Here is an 18,317-nt window from a genome sequence, read left to right as displayed (position 1 = left end):
CCTATTAAGCTGTCGCTTCATCAGATGGTGCGCTGGGCATATAGTATTGATGCACCAATTCTTTGATAATTACTTCTGCATCATCAGACTCAATTCCTAATTGTTGGGAAATCTGCTGACGTAGGTTTTCATCTTCCTGCATCATGCTAAATAACTGCTCTAAGGTGACAGTTTGGTAATCTGCTTCTGAGGCAGAATCATCAGTTGTTTCTGTTTGTAATATTTGGTCATCATCTGATGAGGAATTGTTACTGAAAACATCTGGCCCATCATATTCCCAGATGGTTTCGCCAGAATTGCGTGTCAATAATTGCATCCCAATTTCGTAAGCTTCATCGCCCAGTTCACCTACGCCTAAATCGCCTAGTTGCACTAGCCGCGCTGCTAACTCATTATTTGGTGTCGGTGCAGCAAGTAATCTTTCCCCAAAACGGTGTAACCACTCTAGCCAACGTTCTGTGGAAACTCGATGCTCAATATTATGCAGCCACTTGATCGCCCAAGCTTGTCCCCGCGCCTGATGTACGCCTTCTAGCAGTTCGGTGAAGAGAAATTCTAAGTCTGTATCACTCAGAGGCGGTGCTGGCTCTTGAGAGACATTTACATCGGCTGTTTTCGGCGTTGATTTGCCGCCAAATAAGCTCTGAAAAAGGTTTTTGAGCCATTGAATTAACCGCTTGAGCATTTGTCCCACCATAAAGTGTATTGTCTACCCTAAGATTGTAGCGATCGCTCTCGAAGATGGCGGTAGTGCAGTTAAGAAAATGTACATTTTGAAGGCTGAAGTATGAAGTCTGAATTATGAAGTTCAAATTTCAGACTTCATACTTCATACTTTAAAATATGGTTCAAATGTACTATAATTATGGAAAACAGACACCCTGCGTTTAAAATATTTGAGCGCCAATTTGGGCGTTTATGTAAAAATCGATTCTGAAAATGAATTGACATTTTCCTTCCATGCCTTACGAACCCCTGCACCACAAGTATCGCCCAAAGAGTTTTGCTGAACTGGTGGGGCAAGAGGCGATCGCTACCACCCTAATTAATGCTATCCGTACAACTAAAATTGCCCCGGCTTATTTGTTCACCGGGCCAAGAGGTACGGGTAAAACATCTAGCGCCAGGATTCTCGCCAAATCCCTTAACTGTATTCAAAGTGACAAACCCACCGCCGAACCTTGTGGGGTATGCGATGTCTGTCAGGGAATCACCAAAGGCTACTCGTTAGACGTAATTGAAATTGATGCCGCTAGTAACACTGGTGTCGATAATATCCGCGAACTCATCGAAAAAGCACAATTCGCCCCAGTGCAGTGTCGGTATAAAGTATATGTAATAGACGAGTGCCTCACAGGAGATTCTCTGATATTGACTGATCAGGGACTCTTCAGAATTGACGACCCCAAACTTAAAGGTAAGAAAGTTCTTAGTTATAACGACTTATCGGGTCAATGGGAGTTTAAAAAAGTCCTGAGATGGTTAGATCAGGGAAAACGTCAGACTCTGGTTATCAAGACAACTAAGCGTGTAATTAAATGTACAGGTAATCATTTAATCAGAACAGAGCAGGGATGGATACCAGCAAAGAACGTAAAAGAAGGAACGAAGATACTATCCCCTGTGAATGTGGCTGTGGAAACCTCATTTACAAATATGGGACGGATGGGCGCATCCGCCGATTTGCCAGAGGACACCAGTTTAAAGGCAACAAATACGGACAAAAATCTTACGACCTGGAATCTATTCTTCAAGCAGCAGAAGCGTTACGACCCTTGTGTGCTTGCGGATGTGGAGAAAAACTCCTTATTCCTACCTATTTACAGCGCAAAGGTAAAGGAATCGCCAGTATACAATCTTATTGGCAAAGACACCCATACCAAAAAGGACACGGCATTTGGCAACTCAGAACAGAAAAATTTCTGGCAAATGCCACTGTTATACAACCAGAAGCATTTGGGCTTATCTACGGTACATTGTTGGGGGATTGTGCCATCTCTTACCCCAACAAACACAGTAGATTCCCTAGATTGTGTTGGACACATGGTGAAAGCCAGCAAGAATGGCTGGAATACAAAGCACATCGCCTCCAACAATTGTGTCCCAAGCTGGGAATCACAGAGAACAGAGGATACGGAAACATATCCGTTACCTGTAAAACCATGTGTCATCCCCAACTCAAGGATGTCTTTGAAATCGTCAAACCGAACGGCAACAGAAAAATTGTGTCGATGGACTGGCTCAGTCGAATTACCCCAGAAGGACTTGCTTGGTGGTATTGCGACGATGGGTCACTCAGTCTTACACCAGCAGGTAGCCCCCAAATTCAGTTACATACAGAAGGATTTTCAGAGCAAGAAAACCAACTTATTGCCAATTGGCTTACAAACCTCGGATACCCGGCAAAAACAAGGTGTTACATCAGAAATAGTACAGGTAAGCAATACCACTACATTTGGATGGGCGCAAATAGTAGTAGAAAATGGTTGGCAGAACTCAAACAATATTCAATCCCTACAATGGATTACAAGTTTGGAAACGGTAGAATCTGTTCACCTCGATGGAATTGAGCGAGTTTATGATATTGAAGTCGCGGACAATCATAATTTTGTGGCAAATGGACTTTTAGTTCATAACTGTCACATGCTCAGTACCCAGGCGTTTAATGCGTTACTAAAAACACTCGAAGAACCACCTAAACACGTAGTTTTCGTTCTCGCAACCACCGACCCACAAAGAGTTTTACCAACAATTATTTCTCGTTGTCAGAGGTTCGATTTTAGACGCATTCAATTAGAGGCGATGGTGAAGCATTTAAATGCGATCGCCTGGAAAGAAAGCATTGATATTTCGGAAGCAGCTGTTACTTTAGTAGCGCAAATTTCCCAAGGTGGGTTGCGGGATGCAGAGAGTTTACTTGACCAATTAGCTTTATTATCGGGGCAAGTCACACCGGAAAGAGTCTGGGATTTAGTCGGTTCTGTGAGTGAACGCGACTTGTTAGTCTTATTGAGTGCGATCGCTCAAGATAACCCAGAAACAATCTTAGACTGTAGCCGCCACATCCTTGACCGAGGACGAGAACCACTAACTATTTTGCAAAATCTCGCCAACCTCTACCGCGACTTACTCATTGCTAAAACAGCCCCCAATCGCCAAGACTTAATAGCTTGTACTCCACAAACTTGGGCAGCCTTAGTTGAGTTAGCCCAAAACTTACACATCAGTACAATCTTGGCAGGACAACAACACCTGCGAACCGCAGAAATTCAAATTAAAAATACTACCCAGCCGCGTTTGTGGTTAGAAGTAACATTACTCGGATTGTTACCCAGCGCCAGTATTCAGCCAGCAGCCACAGTTGTTGTGCCAAAAATCAATGTCCCAGCACCACAAAATCATCATCCCCCATCACCACCAGTTTCAAACCCGCAACCCGTCTCACCACCGCCTCACACTGCACCTTTAAATCAGCCACCTGCAAAACCAGTTACCACAGAAGTCATACCTGCAAACCCACAACCCGTCTCACCGCCTCCGCCTGAACCTGTCGCCGCAGAAACCACACCAGAAACTGCACAACCAGACTTAACCCAAATTTGGCAGCAAGTACTGAGTAATATTCAGTTACTTCCCCGTCGGGCATTATTAGGGCAAATGTGCCATCTGATTGAGTTTAACGGTAATAGTGCGCGTGTAGGTGTTAAACCTGCATGGTACGACAAAGTTAAATCTGACCTCACCATGATTGCTGGGGCTTTTCAGCAGACTGTGAATCGCAACGTTGAAGTCAGCCTAGAAAAAGCCACAGCCGCAACTGCTTCTCCCCCAAAAAAAGAACCATCAACCAATAATTCCAATGGGCTTCACAAACCTTCTTTACCCCAAAAAAACAACCATCACCCAGCACCAACACCCCAAGCATCTACACCGCCACCACAACCAGCACCACAACCAGTCACACCGCCACCTGTAAAACCAGAATATTCTGAATATTCTACAAATGGTAATGGTACTGCTCACATCCAACCTCCCCCCCAACCCACACAAAATTCATCAGAAGAATGGGAAGAAGTCACAAGAGCCGCCCAACATTTAGCACAATTTTTCGACGGGCAGATTGTCCGCTTTGCTGATGATGGTTCCGATTCATCTGGTTCTATCACTCCATCTGATTGGGTAGAGGAAGTGGAGGTTGATGATTAAACGGCAAAAGTAAAAAGTAAAAAGGCAAAAGTAAAATAGGACTTACGCAAAAACCTCTCAAACTCTTATTCTTCCGTGAACACTGTGTCTCTGTGGTTTGATTTTCCGTGGTCTGTAGGTAATACCAAATTAAAAAATGATTGCGGCAGATGGATGACTCAAAAGCTTACCGATCAACCCTTACCCAATCCAAAATCTAAAATCTAAAATCCAAAATGGTATAAGTACTGCAAAAAATAAAAAGGCAAAAGAATGTATTTCTTTTGCCCTTTACCTTTTAACTTTTGCCTTTCTAATCTCCACTACCAGAATGTACTGTCTTTACCCATTTCAGTCGCTTTGGCCTAAAGGACATCCGGGCGGTGGTACTACTCATCACTACTAACCAGTGCAGCATATATAATGTGCCGCGCAGGGTTTGTAGTAGTAACACCGGATAAGTCGCAACGGTGAATTTCTGCTCTTGACGTATCCGCCTTAGTCCGGCAAACATTCCCAACACGGACATAGACACAGACAAGGTAGTGACTGGGCCTAGCAGTGGTAAGCGATGCTTGGCAATGGCCATTAATAAGTCTGGGATGGCAGCCGTTGGCAAGATGTACATACTGATCATAAACATGAGCATATCCCAGGTTTTGCGGGTTCCCATGCGGTTTTTCAGAATCAGATCCCAGTAATCTAAATAACGCTGATAGCCACCTTCTGCCCAACGGTTGCGCTGATGCCAAAGCGCGATCGCATTTGTTACACCTTCTTCCTGCACGGCTGGGGAGAAGACACACTCAATATCCCAGTTATCCAAATGCAAGCGCAAGGTCATATCCAAGTCGTCGGTGATGGTTTCCTCATTCCATCCACCACAACTATCTAGGGCGGTGCGGCGGACAAATTGGCCGTTACCCCGCAATTCACCAATCCCACCCAAAGCAATGCGTTGCTGTTGGAACCAAGTGTCCAGTGCCATTTCTGCCATCTGTCCCTTAGTCCAAAAGTTTTCTTTGGCGTTGGCGATTGCTTTCCGCACCTGCACTGCACCAACTTTTTCTCTTTGAAACAAAGGTACTATCTGGAGTAGCAAGTCTGATGGCACTTGAGCATCAGCATCAAACACCGCAACAATTTCGCCTTTTGTCTGGGGCAGAACTTGATTTAATGCTCCCGATTTACCGCCACCTGCTTGGGGAGAACGCCTCAGTACTTTGAGTTTTTTGTATTCCTGCGCTAGTTCCGCTAAGATTTGCGGTGTTTTGTCGGTACTGTTATCGTCAACTATCCAGACTTCGTATTGTCCATCTGGATATTCCAGATTGCACAAATTCTTGACTAACTTCCCAATTACCGCTTCCTCATTTTTGGCAGCTACCAACAAAGATACAGAGGGTAAATTACCCTGCATTTCTTTTTGATAGCGGCGAGGTTTAGCGAATATCACCACTAACGCATGAATACCCAGGATTGTCGTCAACCCTAGAACAAAAATGTAAGCCCAAGAAGCCAAGTGTAGAGCGATCGTACCACTCCAAACTATTGACAACACCAGAGCGGCTTTACCTCTACGTCCTTGAAACCGTGATGGTTGAGACAAGCGATTTGTCCCTACCAATGAATCTTCTGTCGCCGATAGGTCAGCTAACAGAGAATCTAGCGGGTCAAGCTCTTTGTATGAATCGTTTTCAGGCCAGGAGTTCGCTGGCATAGGTTAATTAATGCGATACCAGTATTTTTCTACACCCATAAATAAGCCGGGAATTCTGTAACGTCAAACTTTGACTCTGCCATCTAGCTTTACTTGCTGTATCAAGATTATGTTGCTTTTTCAGGGCAACAGTAAATTCAACAAAGTAATTACAAGATAGACACAGCTTTGGGTTGTGAGACATTGCAATCAGCGTCTTGAAGACCTAATGTTAGGTTTTTTCGCCGCTACTGCCCCAGCTTGGATAAAAGCTAATGCAGCCTTATTGTAACCGAAATTTTAATATTTCTTAGTACTAACTTTGCTGGCACTATCACAAACTCAAAACTAAAAAGACAAAATACAAAGAATTACTTATTGATTGTTGCCATTCGTTAACATTTCTTGCGGAATATTTTGAGGCTTTTTCTGAGAGTTGTGATTTTGTAGTGTGTATTACAGCAGTTTTTTTGGGAATACTATTGACAACTACTAATATCCCCAGTTTCACCTAACTTGAGGAATATTCAATAATGTCTATTGAGCAAATCCAGCCTGCAACTCAGCAGCAAGCAAGCGTTTACTTGCCTTATATTCAGGGTACAAAGCGGAATTTCTTGCCCTACGCTATCAGTCTCTATCAAAAAGGTATTTTGGAGGGACACCGCAAAATAGAAGCCAGTGAAAATATTCCTTTTGTCGCTTCTTGGAATGTGGCCACCCTACCTTCAGACTTAACGCGCTGCCGAATGCAGTTTGATGGTAATGCTGAACTCAGTTATGAAGTGATGATGGCCAGCTTTGAGTTTATTAGTTTTTTAATTGAATTAATGGAAAACTATAAACGTTATCGTGTCACAGACTTTTCGCAATCATTCTACAGAAAGTTGCTGCGTATTGATGAATAAATCAATTCCCTGAAAGTCTAGGGTATAGGATTGCAAGGGAAAACAATTTCCCTTGAACCTAGCCCAGACACTAATGCTTACGAGCATTGAGGCATAGTTTAGTTTATATATTTAGCATCCAGCCCATAACATTTTCAGCATTATTTTAAATACCTAGTAGTTAGTAACTTTACAGTATCAATACTGTAGATAAAAGCTATTTTTTTCACCAAAAAAATGTTATTTCTCAAAAACTATGCTCGCAAAGAGCGTAAGTCTTTTGCTGGAACAAACTAAAATTAGTAAACACCTAGCTGGGTTCTACTTCCTTTTGAAATTAGGAGTGCATGTGTGCCGAAATCTGCTAAACATCTGCTGATTGGCTCAACCGAAACTTATAGCGGAAAATCTGCAACAGTTTTGGGTTTGTCTTATCAGCTACAGCAAAAAGGACTGGATATTGCTTACGGCAAACCACTGGGAACTTGTTTGACAACCTCTGGTGGTACTTTAATTGAAGAAGATGTCCAGTTTATTGCTTCTAGCCTGAATCTAGCAGCTAACCGCATTGCGCCTACTCTGCTGGCTTTAGATGCAGTCAGTGTCCAAAAACGTTTAAGCGGCGAAGATAACAACAATTATCGCCAGTCGTTGATTCAGGAATATTTACAAGTTACTCGCGGCGATTTAGTCTTACTGGAGGGGCCAGGCAATTTAACAGAAGGACATTTATTTGATTTATCAACGCTACAAGTTGCAGAAGTGTTAGACGCGGCGGTTTTGTTGGTTAATCGTTACAATTCGCTACTTTCTCTAGATGCGGTATTGGCAGCAAAAGAGCGTGTAGGCGATCGCTTGGTGGGTGTTGTTCTCAATGATATTCCTGCCAAAGAAGTGGAAATGGTCGAAAATCTCGTGCGGCCATTTTTGGAACAGCAAGGAATTGCCGTATTAGGAACACTGCCGAAAAATGATTTACTGCGGAGTGTCAGAGTCGGGGAACTAGTCAACCAGTTAAATGCCGAAGTTCTCTGCCGTAGCGATCGCTTAGATTTGATGGTAGAAAGTCTGGCCATTGGGGCGATGAACGTCAATGCGGCTGTCAAGTATTTCCGCAAACGGCGTAACATGGCAGTAGTCACAGGAGGCGATCGGGTAGAAATTCAACAAGCTGCCCTAGAAACCTCAACTCAATGCCTAATTCTCACAGGACAATTACCACCGCCGCAATTTATTCTCAGTCGTGCTGAAGAACTGGAAATCCCCATTTTGTCTGTTGACTTAGACACCTTGACTACCGTAGAAATTGTTGACCGGACTTTTGGTCAAGTACGTGTCCATGAACCAATTAAAGTGCAGTGCATCCGCCAATTGATGAATGAGCATTTTGACATTGAGCGTTTATTACTGAAACTGGGCTTAAGTACAGCAGCCGCCTTATCTTAGCCATACACCAAGCATCTTTGAGATTGACCCTCCGAATTTTAGATTTTAAATTTTGGATTTTGGATTGCCGGGTTAAATCTAAAATCCAAAATCTAAAATTGGCTCGGTCAAGGTTCACAAAAGCCTGATTTTGGTTAAATCTAGCAATCCTCAATGATTTATCAACATCTCTCTCCCTTGTCCACCCTGTCTTCCTTGTCTCCCTTCGCCAGCTACTTACTTAAATAATTCAAAAATTGTAGCAATGTCTAACTTCAGCAGGCTGTCTACCTACACTCTGTTTGGTAAAATATCTAGGTCGTTCAATTCTAATTAATTTTATCTTTGAGCCAGTCAATAGACCTAATTAACCTCGATACATTAGCGCAAGAACTGGCGACAATCCAGCAAACAGGTTCTAAGCGAATTGCTTTGCTGGGTTCTCGTCATGTGCCGATTACCCATCAAAATCTGATTGAAATGATGACTTATGCCTTGGTGTTATCAGGCAATCGGATTATTACCTCTGGGGCTACGGGAACGAATTCAGCCGCCATCAAAGGCGCAATGCGGGCTGATCCCAATTTGCTGACTGTAATTCTGCCGCAAAGCTTGGAACGTCAGCCTTACGAATCTCGGCAACAGTTAGAACAGGTAATGCACCTGGTAGAAAATCCCAGTAACGATAACCTGACTCTGGCTGAAGCTAGTTACATCTGTAACAAAGAGATTGTCTCTCGTTGTCAGCAGTTAATTTGTTTTGCTTTTCATGACAGTCGCACTCTGCTACAAACTTGCGGAGATGCCGAAGAACAAAGAAAAGTAGTAACTTTGTTTTACTTTGATTAGTCATTTATCCGTTGTCATTTGTCCTTTGTCATTTGCAATTTACTCATGACCAATGACCAATGACTTAATGACTAATAATTATGGACTAGTAACTAATGACTATTTTTTTGTACTGTATTGCCGCAGCTGCTGTATTAATTTATCTGCCGTTTTTGCTGGTGGCTTATGCCCGGTTGAGTGTGGGATATGATATTTCTGCACCCCGCGCGATGTTTGATAAATTGCCACCTTACGCTCAACGAGCGACTTGGGCGCATCAAAATTCTTTTGAAACATTTATGATTTTTGCTGTCGCCGCATTAATGGCTTATGTCACGAATGTCAATTCTACTGTGGCTGTAGTTGCGGCGATCGCTTTTGTCGTGACGCGGTTGTTATACTCTATCTTTTATATTTTGAATGTACCGCTTTTGCGATCGCTGATGTTTGCTATTGGTTCTTTGGGTTCTGCAACTCTCTTCTTCTTTAGCATCCTGCAAGCAAATACTTAAAATTAGGGAAGAGGATAGATAATACCAATTACCAATAAACTCATCTACAATCCCAAAGTTAACATTTTTTATGGCTTCAACTTACTCCTTTGACATTGTGAGCGATTTTGATCGGCAAGAATTAGTTAACGCTGTTGATCAAGTTGTGCGAGACGTTAACAGTAGATACGACCTCAAAGATACTAAAACTACAGTTGAGTTGGGTGAAACAACTATTACTGTTAATACCGACAGTGAGTTTACTTTAGATTCTGTACACAACATTCTCCGCGAAAAAGCTGCCAAACGTAGTCTCTCTCAAAAGATTTTTGAATTTGGCAAAGTTGAATCTGCAAGTGGTAATCGTGTACGTCAAGAAATCACCCTCAAAAAGGGCATCAGCCAGGAAATTGCCAAGCAAATTTCTAAATTGATTCGTGATGAATTTAAAAAGGTACAAGCTTCCATTCAAGGTGATGCTGTGCGGGTTTCTGCCAAATCAAAAGATGATTTGCAAATTGTCATTCAACGGTTAAAACAAGAAGACTATCCAGTTGCATTACAATTTACAAACTATCGTTAGGAAATGCCTAAATCTAGTACAACAAGGCAAAAGTAAAAAGGCAAAAGGAAAAAGAAAGAATAACAATACCACAAGCCTTTTAGCAATTTCTTCTGGTCTGTTTATTTACGCTAACCTGTACTAGTTAAAGTTTTTCCAAGAAACTGCCAGCGAGTTGTTGTTCGTTGGCAGTTTGTTTTATAGCAGAAGGCAGTGGTTCGGCTACTTCGACTGCGCTCAGTACAAGTCCGCTCATCAACCAGGCAGGAGAAAAAGTCTTACTATCCCTCGCATTCAAGCTTTCAAACTGTCCTAACATATCTGACTACCGCTATATTTTCAAGACAACGTATGCAGAGTTTGTTTTCAGACTATTCTTATATAGCAATCCTACGTGAGTTGTAAAAATTGAGAGGCTCAGATCCCCGACTTCTCAAAGAAGTCGGGGATCTCGTTGTTCACAAATGATTTAGGACTGCTATAGCAATCTTAAATAATTGATAAACATCTTGCTCCCTTGTCTCCCTTGTCTCTTTCGTTCCTATCTCACACAGGACTGCTATATCCCAAAATAATTTGGTACATCTTCATAGAGAATAGTTATAAGTATAGTTATTGTTCGAGATTAGTCAAATGCGTGACCCACAGAAGAATACCATTCAAATTGACCCAGCAACTGTTGTTTTAATTGCGTCCATATTAATACTTTTACCTCTTGTACTCACTGGTTTGTTCTGGCAGTAAGAAGATAATAGAAAGATTGACCCTTTCTAAGGTATTTACCCAATGAAATCTGGTGCCACATTTCATCAACCGCAAGAAGAAGACATTTATGATTGGAATGGGGAACAACTCAAGCCAGAGGTGCGCCAACATCGTAAAACAAGGCAAAAGTAAAAAGGCAAAAGTAAAAAGAAATAATAAAGAATAGAATTCGCAGCTTTAAAGAAGAAGTCAGAATTCTGGTTCCTGACTCCTGAATTCTGACTTCTGACTCCTGAATTCTCTTTTGATCAATTAAGGTTCTGTAGCCGTTGATTGAGGTGTAAACTGAACTCTCGGATCGGGCATAAAATTATATCTAACGTACAATCCACCCCAAACAAACAACACAATTAACAAAGCACCAATACCGAGAGGACTGGGAAGCCAAAATACTACTTCTATATGATTGAGTTCACCGGGTTGGAGTCGCCATAGCAGTTGATTACCTTGTTTTTCGGGTTCAACAGCATTTTCGGTGAGTTGAATATTGTTCGCACCCCAGGGAGTGTTTAAGCTAAATTCTAAATTGAGAATTGCACCGGGATCAGCAATAACGTTACCTTTACTGGCAATTAAAGCCAGCGATCGCAAGTCTAAATCATAAATTAACCGATTCCGCACTAACAATAAAAAATTATTCTGGAATAGCAGTAAATTAGATTCTATTTTCGGTAATTCCGCATCAGCTTCACTATTTGTAGCTGCTACTTTTTGATTGTTATGGGAATTAAAAAAGTCATTAAACTTAGTTTGTAATTCTCGACCGTTACTAAAGGGGATAGTAACTATTAGTTCTTCTTGCGAAATACGCTTGACTTTACCTTCTAGTTTACGAGTCCGATTTTCTATACTATCTAACCAGGCATATACATAATCACCACTAAAACTAGTAAGTTGTTCACCTAACTTAATATGCTGTACTAGTTCGCCGCTATTGGAGTGATGAAAATTCACGCCAACATCATACTTTACACACCCAGATAACAGCAGGGATGTTAACACTACTAGCCACAAAATAGTTTTTCTTGGGGAAAAGATGTGGTTAATGTTGTGTCTGATTTGTATCGTTAACCTGCCCAATGGTTGAGTTAACCTCATCAATATTTTTCCCAACTTAGAAAAATTCATCACTGTATTTCTCCTCAAGAAGTATGAAATATGAAGTCTGAAATAAAATTTTATCTTTGGCTTAGGGTATAAGGGTTGCAGATCAGACTTCTTTAATAAGTAGGGTATCTTGTTCTGCATGATTGATAACCACTTCATACTTCATACTTCACACTTCAGAATGCCAACCAAGTTAAGTAAGAGAGAATTAATCCAATAGCAGCGATCGCCACCCAAATAAAGCGATTATCTTTGGTATTAACTTGGCTGAGATCAACAAATTCCTGTTCAGCAGGTTTTTTCTTGGCAGAAGGTTTGGGGGAATTAGCCGCAACCCGCATTTTCGATTCATTATCTGATAATGCACCCAAATCGGGAATCTCCGTCATCCATTCGCTAGGGCGTTTCAGCTTTGGTGCTTGTAAAATGTAGAGCAATCGCCGAGCTTGTTTATTCGTTTCGGAATAGGGATGGCGTTGTAGTTGTTTGCAAAGTGCGATCGCTTCTTCATTTCTGCCGGCTGCTTCATAAGCTGTTACTAGCCACAATTGCGCTTCTCCTCCCAAGCGAGAATTTCGCGCTAACAAGGCGCTGGCCTTTTCCAGATTTTCAATCGCTTCCCGATACTGCCCATTTTCAAAGGCAATTCTTCCAGCTTGGTAACGCTTTCTGGCAATTTCTAAACTTTGTTCACTCACGTCTTGCATATTAAATCAGCACTGCTTTAATTTTGCCAACGCCAGGAATCTTTTTGTAATCTTTTCAAAAGCTGGCAATCTTCAAGTAAATAAGCTTTTAAAATTTTAACTAGAAGTCATCTGTAAAAACCCTTAATTATGCAATGCAGGTGAGCAAAATATGGTAGATATCAAGCTTTCTCAACTGAATTGGCTAGGAGCCGGGATCACTTTGGTATTGATGAGTACCGTAATTACCCCAGCTTCAGCCCAACAAGTGATTGTGATTGATCGCAGCAATCCTTTTAGCGTCAATCAGCCGCCTGCTGTTGGTTCTTTTATTTATGGTAGTCCGATTGCCACGCCTATGCCCGTAGATCCCACAACAGGGCTTTTACCTAGCCGCACCATCTACCCCAATTATTATCCCCAAGTCAGGTACGACAGGTTCAATAATTCCACGCTGGTGAATCCGACTTTGATTAATCCCATTATTAAAGATTCCACAATCGTGAATCCAGTGATTATCAATAATTCCTGGCAACGGACACCATTTAGAGGGCGATCGCGGGTGATTATCACTCATCCTTGGTAATGACGTTAGTCCTTTGTCATTAGTCATTAGTCATTTGTTAAACCAAAGAACACAGGACAAATGACAAAGGACAAATGACCAATAACTTAAGCAAAGTGAGAACCAGAAATCATTGTCCCGATCCCAACATCGGTAAAGATTTCTAGTAGCAGTGCGTGGGGTAGACGACCATCGATAATGTGTGCAGCCCTGACTCCTTGAGCGAGCGATCGCACGCAGCAATTAACTTTGGGGATCATCCCGCCACTGACTACACCACTAGCAATCAATTCCCTCGCTTCCCGAATATCCACTTTGGGAATCAACGTCGATGGGTCTTTATAATCTTTTAAAATCCCTCTAGTATCAGTCAGCAAAATTAACTTTTCTGCCCCCAGCGCCGCCGCAATTTCCCCCGCAATGGTATCTGCGTTAATGTTATAAGCCTGTCCCGAATCATCGGCGGCGACACTTGACACTACTGGAATATAACCATTACTCGACAGAGTTTCTAAAATTTTGATATTAACACCGCTAACTTCACCTACAAAGCCGATGCCTTCTTGACCTTGGGGACGGGCGGTAATTAAGTGACCATCTTTGCCACATAGCCCCACAGCCATACCACCGGCTTGGTTAATCAAAGCCACAATTTCTTTATTTACCCGACCAACTAACACCATTTCCACAACATCCATTGTGGCAGCGTCAGTAACTCGTAAACCATTCTTAAATTGTGGTTCAATGCCTAATTTATCTAACCAACTGTTAATTTCTGGGCCGCCACCGTGAACAAGAATGGGACGCAAACCAACACAAGCTAAAAAGACAATATCGCGGATTACCTTGTCTTTGAGGGTGCTGTCTTTCATCGCCGCACCACCATATTTCACAACAACAGTACGTCCCGCGAATTGTTGAATGTAGGGTAGTGCTTCGCTGAGTACCCGCACACGGGTGGCTTCAGCTTGCCTGATATACTCAGTATCGTTGACCATCATGGTTGAGATTTTAAACCTATGCAGTCAGTGTAGAAGACTTTTTCACTGGTCACAATCTCTTGCTTGGAAGTGCTGAGTATGAACAAGGCGATCGCTCAATTTTCTACATTCTGGTGTGATGCAGTAGTTTTCAACACGCTAGGAATGGCTGCCATCACTCTGTTAGCGATTTGTTCTGGTGTTTCACCTTCGTTGACGATGATGTGTAAATCAGCTTGGGCGTAGAGTGGTTGGCGTTGTTCGAGGAGCGATCGCAATTTACCTTGGGGATCAGGATCTTGCAGTAGTGGTCTGGTATTATCTTCCGCCAAGCGGGTGTAGAGTAATTCCACGGGCACATCTAGCCACACAATTAAACCGTGGCGCAAGTAACTCCAATTTTCTCGCCGCAGCACAATGCCGCCACCTGTGGCTACAGTCAATTTAATATGGGCGCTAATTTGTGCCAATACATCACTTTCCAACTGGCGAAATGCAGTTTCTCCTTCTTCGGCAAATAACTGATTGATGGATCTACCTGTGGCTTGAGTAATCACATCATCAGTATCTACAAACCCATAACCCAACTGCTGTGCTAGTAATCGTCCTACCGTTGTTTTACCAGCGCCCATCATGCCAATCAAGTATAGGCTGACTCCTTGCAATAAGCTGCTCATACAATTTTAGATTTGAAATTTTAGATTTTGGATTGGGAATTACTGTTTGCGTCTTGGCTTGCCGTTAACTTATCCTTTCAACTACGCTCGCCCGTTGCTTTACTCCAGTAAATTCTCAATTCCTCACTTTACTTTAAATCTCGGCATTCAAGCGACTTTGTTTGATATGGTTTTTGAGGTGGGCGGCAAAAATCGTCTGACTCATTAAAAAGTAGCTTTCTTGTTCGTCACTTAATTTCAAGTTTTCCTCAATTAACCGTTCAACGATATACTCCATTAACACCACAGTTAGCGAAAAGCTAGAAGCTTGTTGTTCGATGGGCGTAGGTGTAGTTTTTTCCAGTAGCGATCGCTTATGCAACAAATCTACAGCTTCTAAGATTAATCTTTGCGACAATCTAGGCGATAACCCTGGTATGGTGTTTTTCTGCAATTGTCGCACCGAAACAGCGTTCTTATTCATTGCCAACCAGTACATTATGTGCTTTTCTAACTGCGACAACCGATTAAACTGTTGGTCTAATATGGTGCGAATTTCGCCAAAAACTACGGTTCCCTGCTGAATAAACTCATCAATATTGCCCCCAAATAAATCTTGAATTGTCGTCGCTACTAATTTCAGAAATAAGGGGTTACCGGCATATTGTTCTGACAAAATGCGGCATTTTTCTGCTGATATATTGAATAATCCTTTATACTTTAGAAGTGACAGACTTTCTGATTGATTTAAACCAGTTAATTTGAGCGATCGCACAGGTAATGTATTACCTTCTAAAGCTGCTATCTCTGAAGTTTTTTCTCGGCTGGTTAATAGTAAGCAACTTTGATGTTGAGACTCACCTATTCGCCTGATCAGTTCACCATAGATTTCATAACCTGAACGATATTGAATTTGCGGCAGGATAAAAGCCGGAACATGATTCTTTATCCCTTGGTGACTAACTGTTAAATTTGCCTCAATATCATGACTTGCTAAAACTGCATCCAAATTATCTAAAATAATTAAACATTTATTATGCCGCAGAAAATCTATCAATTGAGAGATGCGCCCTTCTATTGTTTCTGCAATTACTATCTCGGCATTGGGCGATAAAGTCTGAATTAACTGTTCAATTATCTGCTCTGGGGCAGGTGAAAGACGTAGCGATCGCCAGATAACATAATCGAACTGATGTTTAATTTCTTGTGCCAACTTCACCGAGAAAGCAGTCTTACCAATCCCACCCATCCCTAATAGTAAGAGCAAGCGACAACCTTCTTGCAAAACCCATTGCTGAGTTTTTGCTAGTTCTGTGGTGCGCCCATGAAAAACACTAACATCAATTGCCTCACCCCAGTCTTGAACCAACGTAGCAGAAGTTTTGACTAACTCTGTCTGTTGAGTTGTTTGTGTTTGTTGGGGAATAATGGCAGCTGGTAATTGAAACCTGATTTTCTTATACCCAGCTTTCTCAAGTAAATAAGTTACACGGCTCCAATTTTTTACCTTCACTGAGTAGCCAGCAGCATTACTCAGCATTTCTTCTATATACTTGTATAAACCATTAGACAAATAAACTCTCACAGTACTACTACTGCGACTTTGATAAACTATACTGGCAATTTCCGCCGGACTACAACCACACAGTAAACCCCTCAAGAATTTCTTTTCTACAGGTGTTAAAGCCTTACCCTTTGTGGAAGCTAAATCTACGTATAACTTTTCTAACTCCCAATTACTTTTAGCTTCAAAAAATTCCTCTTCTGCCTGATTGGCATCTGGTGTTATCATTACCATTATTGATGTATTTTATATAACCCCGAAAATATCCTAACTATTATTCGATGAAGTCAGAATAAATCAAAATTAAATTTATAACGAATTTACTAACTGTTGTTAGGTGACTTGGAAGTTATTACTTAGATATCTTTAGACTTAACGGAATTTTTATAAAGCTTGTTTGAAACTTTAAGTAACCAAATTCAGTCAACATAAATCTACGTAACTTTTGGTCTGTACTGTGAGAATTTTTAGATTGGCATCCCACTGTGTTTTTAACATCACATTATTGGAATTCTAAAGTTCTTGGAAACTAGCTGCTCATCAATAATTTTTGCCAAGCAAGGTGTAAAAAATGACTGAATTTTTGAGCTTGTCAGAACTAAGCTTTGCAAAATTTAAGGTATAAACACCAAAACCGATGCGTAATCTACCAGAATCAGCCCGAATAAATTAATTGTGGTGTGTTAAGAGGCATCAACCATGACTCGAATTCGTGACGTTGTACATCAAGCTTTAGCAACTGGCTATCTAACGGTTGAAGCAGAAAACCAATTGCGCCATTTATTGACTACCCGCTATGACTCAGAAGATTTCAATGCTTTCATGTCATTACAGGAAGCAGCAATGAATGGTCAAGTCAAGCAAGAATCGCGGGAAAGAAGTGTGAAATGTGAAGTCTGAAGTTTGTAGACTGACTTGAAAGTGCTGAGTGCTGAGTGCTGAGTGCTGAGTGCTGAGTGCTGAGTAAAAATGCTAGTCCCACTTTCATACTTGGCTATGAAACAAGATTCATCGGGACTGCCTTCTAACTCCTGACTTGAAAGTGCTGAGTGCTGAGTAAAAATGCTAGTCCCACTTTCATGCTTGGCTATGAAACAAGATTCATCGGGACTGCCTCCTACCTCCTACCTCTCATCTACTCAATCATTTCCGTGGTTTGTCTTCATCCCCAAATTCATCATCCTCAAAAAATGACCAGTCATCGTCATCATTAGTATTTTTGGGTTCGTCTTCAGGCTGTTTGTAGGGGGGAATAATCACGCGGTAGTCAGCATCATAAACTGATTCTGTTTTGCCTGCCGCCGTATTTTTTGGTTCGCGGTAGCTGTAAGAGTAGGTTGAACCAGACTTAGAAGCAGTTTTAGGCTCTGGCTGGCGTTCTTCTGGTTCAAAATCGCGTTCTGGCTGGGTTTTTGCTCTAGGGGGAGGTGCTGGTTCTGACTTTTCCGCAAAATCCCAATCATCGTTATTATTGCTAGTTTCCCAATCATCAAATTCTTCACTGTCAGCCGCCTGATTTGACCTAGAGGATGATGGCGGAGTATAAGGTTGAGATTGGGGTTCTTCTCTACGCGGTGTGGTGACACGTCTAGGAGTAACTCGTGATTTGGGGGCTGGTTGCGATTGCCCTACAAAATAACTTGATAATTTAAATAAAGTAGTAATCAATACAGATGTCAACGCACCCGCAGTAGTAATGAATAATATCCACATCGCTAGGGGTAATGGTTGAGTACGCACCCCCAAAAATACTAACGATATGGCAGGCGACCAGTTCTGTACTAACAAAAGTGTTAGTCCTCCTAGTATTGCCACTAATAAAATTAAGCGAAGTACAGCCATAAGAAAGTATGAATTATGAATTATGAAGTATGAAGTATGAAGTGTGAAATATAAATTTCATACTTCAGCCTTCAT

17 protein-coding genes are annotated in these 18,317 nt (G+C 41.7%); 8 read left to right on the top strand and 9 right to left on the bottom strand.

The genetic code is table 11. The annotated features are described in order from the left end of the window. Positions 1 to 4: 4 nt before the first annotated feature. Positions 5 to 697, bottom strand: a complete 693-nt coding sequence (locus H6G79_RS13085) for a hypothetical protein (RefSeq protein ID WP_242048311.1) — start codon at positions 695 to 697, stop codon at positions 5 to 7. A gap of 263 nt (positions 698 to 960) precedes the next feature. Here H6G79_RS13085 and dnaX point away from each other — a divergent pair, with 263 nt between their 5' ends. Continuing rightward, positions 961 to 4,206: a DNA polymerase III subunit gamma/tau gene (gene dnaX / locus H6G79_RS13080; RefSeq protein WP_190590169.1), complete on the top strand. Its 3,246-nt coding sequence runs from the start codon at positions 961 to 963 to the stop codon at positions 4,204 to 4,206. A gap of 292 nt (positions 4,207 to 4,498) precedes the next feature. Here the strand turns inward: dnaX and H6G79_RS13075 are convergent, their stop codons facing one another. Beyond that, a complete protein-coding gene (locus tag H6G79_RS13075; protein WP_190590170.1) occupies positions 4,499 to 5,905 on the bottom strand; it encodes a glycosyltransferase family 2 protein in 1,407 nt (468 codons plus the stop codon). A gap of 512 nt (positions 5,906 to 6,417) precedes the next feature. Here H6G79_RS13075 and ebsA point away from each other — a divergent pair. From ebsA to H6G79_RS13050, 5 genes are all read left to right on the top strand, one after another. After that, a complete protein-coding gene (ebsA, locus tag H6G79_RS13070) occupies positions 6,418 to 6,792 on the top strand; it encodes a type IV pilus biogenesis protein EbsA (protein WP_190590171.1) in 375 nt (124 codons plus the stop codon). A gap of 330 nt (positions 6,793 to 7,122) precedes the next feature. Then, entirely contained in the window at positions 7,123 to 8,217 is a 1,095-nt protein-coding gene (locus H6G79_RS13065; RefSeq protein ID WP_190590172.1) for a DRTGG domain-containing protein, read from the top strand. Between the two features lie 324 nt (positions 8,218 to 8,541). Then, positions 8,542 to 9,045 carry a hypothetical protein gene (locus H6G79_RS13060; RefSeq protein ID WP_062294944.1) on the top strand — a complete coding sequence of 168 codons (504 nt, stop codon included), beginning with the start codon at positions 8,542 to 8,544 and terminating at the stop codon, positions 9,043 to 9,045. Between the two features lie 95 nt (positions 9,046 to 9,140). Further along, positions 9,141 to 9,536: an MAPEG family protein gene (locus H6G79_RS13055; protein ID WP_190590173.1), complete on the top strand. Its 396-nt coding sequence runs from the start codon at positions 9,141 to 9,143 to the stop codon at positions 9,534 to 9,536. A gap of 70 nt (positions 9,537 to 9,606) precedes the next feature. Then, the gene (locus H6G79_RS13050) at positions 9,607 to 10,098 is read left to right on the top strand and encodes a YajQ family cyclic di-GMP-binding protein (RefSeq protein ID WP_190590174.1); all 492 of its coding nucleotides are present in this window, start codon (positions 9,607 to 9,609) and stop codon (positions 10,096 to 10,098) included. Positions 10,099 to 10,222: 124 nt separating this feature from the next. On the opposite strand, the gene H6G79_RS13045 is transcribed toward H6G79_RS13050, so the two are convergent. The 3 genes from H6G79_RS13045 to H6G79_RS13035 form a co-directional block, all read right to left on the bottom strand. Further along, the gene (locus tag H6G79_RS13045; protein WP_190590175.1) at positions 10,223 to 10,396 is read right to left on the bottom strand and encodes a hypothetical protein; all 174 of its coding nucleotides are present in this window, start codon (positions 10,394 to 10,396) and stop codon (positions 10,223 to 10,225) included. A gap of 698 nt (positions 10,397 to 11,094) precedes the next feature. After that, positions 11,095 to 11,970: a DUF3153 domain-containing protein gene (locus H6G79_RS13040; protein ID WP_190590176.1), complete on the bottom strand. Its 876-nt coding sequence runs from the start codon at positions 11,968 to 11,970 to the stop codon at positions 11,095 to 11,097. 155 nt (positions 11,971 to 12,125) lie between these two features. Continuing rightward, on the bottom strand, positions 12,126 to 12,656 hold the full coding sequence (locus tag H6G79_RS13035; protein ID WP_190590177.1) for a tetratricopeptide repeat protein: 531 nt from the start codon (positions 12,654 to 12,656) through the stop codon (positions 12,126 to 12,128). A gap of 151 nt (positions 12,657 to 12,807) precedes the next feature. Between H6G79_RS13035 and H6G79_RS13030 the strand changes: the two genes are divergently transcribed. Further along, positions 12,808 to 13,221, top strand: coding sequence for a hypothetical protein (locus H6G79_RS13030; protein ID WP_190590178.1), 414 nt, complete (start codon positions 12,808 to 12,810; stop codon positions 13,219 to 13,221). An 86-nt stretch (positions 13,222 to 13,307) separates the two neighbouring features. Here H6G79_RS13030 and argB read toward each other — a convergent pair whose 3' ends face one another. The 3 genes from argB to H6G79_RS13015 form a co-directional block, all read right to left on the bottom strand. Continuing rightward, positions 13,308 to 14,201, bottom strand: coding sequence for an acetylglutamate kinase (argB, locus tag H6G79_RS13025; RefSeq protein ID WP_190590179.1), 894 nt, complete (start codon positions 14,199 to 14,201; stop codon positions 13,308 to 13,310). 95 nt (positions 14,202 to 14,296) lie between these two features. Further along, positions 14,297 to 14,857 carry a shikimate kinase gene (locus H6G79_RS13020; RefSeq protein WP_190590180.1) on the bottom strand — a complete coding sequence of 187 codons (561 nt, stop codon included), beginning with the start codon at positions 14,855 to 14,857 and terminating at the stop codon, positions 14,297 to 14,299. 133 nt (positions 14,858 to 14,990) lie between these two features. Next, positions 14,991 to 16,628 carry an NB-ARC domain-containing protein gene (locus H6G79_RS13015; protein WP_190590181.1) on the bottom strand — a complete coding sequence of 546 codons (1,638 nt, stop codon included), beginning with the start codon at positions 16,626 to 16,628 and terminating at the stop codon, positions 14,991 to 14,993. 471 nt (positions 16,629 to 17,099) lie between these two features. Between H6G79_RS13015 and H6G79_RS13010 the strand changes: the two genes are divergently transcribed. Next, positions 17,100 to 17,300: a hypothetical protein gene (locus H6G79_RS13010; protein WP_190590182.1), complete on the top strand. Its 201-nt coding sequence runs from the start codon at positions 17,100 to 17,102 to the stop codon at positions 17,298 to 17,300. A 243-nt stretch (positions 17,301 to 17,543) separates the two neighbouring features. Here the strand turns inward: H6G79_RS13010 and H6G79_RS13005 are convergent, their stop codons facing one another. Next, positions 17,544 to 18,242 (bottom strand): LapA family protein, encoded by a 699-nt coding sequence (locus tag H6G79_RS13005; RefSeq protein WP_190590183.1) that lies wholly within the window; start codon positions 18,240 to 18,242, stop codon positions 17,544 to 17,546. Positions 18,243 to 18,317 lie beyond the last annotated feature (75 nt).

The organism is Anabaena sp. FACHB-83, from assembly GCF_014697485.1.
Lineage (GTDB): Bacteria > Cyanobacteriota > Cyanobacteriia > Cyanobacteriales > Nostocaceae > Nostoc_B.
This window is presented reverse-complemented; position numbering and strand designations above follow the sequence as displayed.